This window comes from Aeromicrobium sp. (assembly GCF_049587115.1).
Classification (GTDB): Bacteria; Actinomycetota; Actinomycetes; order Propionibacteriales; family Nocardioidaceae; genus Aeromicrobium.
Genome location: NZ_JBAVDI010000123.1, coordinates 1 through 1,653 on the forward strand (window position 1 = coordinate 1; position 1,653 = coordinate 1,653).

General features: G+C 66.8%; 2 protein-coding genes and 1 pseudogene. All 3 read left to right on the forward strand.

From position 1 onward, the window contains the following. Nucleotides 1–398, forward strand: a 398-nt coding sequence (locus WB461_RS11345; protein WP_423852842.1) for an HIT family protein, incomplete at its 5' end; no start/stop codon positions are given. 3 nt (nt 399–401) lie between these two features. Then, nucleotides 402–1,034 (forward strand): phosphatidylinositol phosphate synthase, encoded by a 633-nt coding sequence (gene pgsA, locus WB461_RS11350; protein WP_423852843.1) that lies wholly within the window; start codon nt 402–404, stop codon nt 1,032–1,034. Between the two features lie 198 nt (nt 1,035–1,232). Then, a pseudogene (locus tag WB461_RS11355) lies at nt 1,233–1,653 on the forward strand (pyridoxal 5'-phosphate synthase lyase subunit PdxS); the annotation flags it as partial.

Sequence of the window (1,653 nt, forward strand, 5' to 3'; positions counted from 1 at the left end):
GCATGGACGACGCCGAGGGCCTGGTCGTGCATCGTGGTGAGACCGCCTACGCCGTGCTCAACCTGTATCCCTACAACGCCGGGCACCTCCTGGTGTGTCCCTACCGGCACGTCGCCGACTACACCGATCTGACGGACGCCGAGTCCACCGAGGTCGCGTCGATCACGCAACAGGCGATGCGGACCATGCGGGCGGTGACGAGTCCGCAGGGCTTCAACCTCGGAATGAATCAGGGCAATGTCGCCGGGGCCGGCATCGCCGCTCATCTGCACCAGCACGTCGTTCCTCGCTGGGGTGGCGACTCCAATTTCATGCCCGTCATCGGCCAGACCAAGACCATGCCGCAACTGCTGGGCGACACCCGCGAGATGCTCGCGGCCGCCTGGCCCAAGGAGTAAGCAATGCTCGAACGTTTTCGTCAGTTCTGGTCCAACGTGTGGGCGCCGCTCGGCGACCTGCTGCTGCGGCTCGGCGTCAAGCCCGACTGGGTGACGTGGGTCGGCACGATCGGCGTCAGCGCCGGCGCGCTGTGGTTCTTCCCCCGCGGACAGTTCTTCATCGGGGTGCTGGTCATCACGGCCTTCGTCTTCAGCGACATCATCGACGGCTACATGGCCCGCAAGTCCGGTCAGTCGTCCAAGTGGGGCGCCTTCCTCGACTCGAGCCTCGACCGGGTCGCCGACGCCGCGATCTTCGCCGGACTGGTGATCTACTACTCCCGCGCCGGGGCGGAGACCGATCTGGGTGGCGCCGACCTCTACCTCTCGCTGAGCCTCGCGTGCCTCGTGCTGGGCAACCTGACGTCCTACACCCGGGCTCGCGCCGAGGGCCTCGGCATGACGGCCAAGGGCGGCATCGCCGAGCGGGCCGACCGGCTCGTGGCGATCCTGGTCATGACCGGCCTGTCCGGGCTCTTCGATGCCCCGTTCCTGCGGGAGATCACGCTGTGGGCGCTGGCCATTGCCAGCGGGATCACCGTGGCCCAGCGGATGCTGATCGTGCGCAGGCAAGCAGTGGTGCATCCCGAGCTGTGACCTGCTGTCGGTCCGGGATCACGCTGGGCCACTGGATGTGCGGTGACGCCTTCCCAGGGCCCCCTGTCCGCAATGTGTCCGGCGCATTCGGTCTCCTCCCCGCGGAGTAGACTTGGAGCGATCATCGGCCACATCACGAAGGACACAGCAGTGAGCAACGAAGCAACCACGGTCGGCACCTCCCGCGTCAAGCGCGGCATGGCAGAAATGCTCAAGGGCGGCGTGATCATGGATGTCGTCAACGCCGAGCAGGCCAAGATCGCCGAGGACGCCGGAGCGGTCGCCGTCATGGCGCTGGAGCGGGTGCCGGCCGACATTCGTTCGCAGGGTGGCGTTGCGCGGATGTCCGACCCTGACCTGATCGACGGCATCATCGAGGCTGTCTCGATCCCGGTGATGGCCAAGGCCCGCATCGGTCACTTCACCGAGGCGCAGGTCCTGCAGTCGCTCGGCGTCGACTACATCGACGAGTCCGAGGTGCTCACCCCCGCTGACTACGTCAACCACATCGACAAGTGGAACTTCACCGTCCCGTTCGTGTGTGGCGCGACCAACCTGGGTGAGGCCCTGCGCCGGCTGACCGAGGGCGCAGCGATGATCCGCTCCAAGGGCGAGGCCG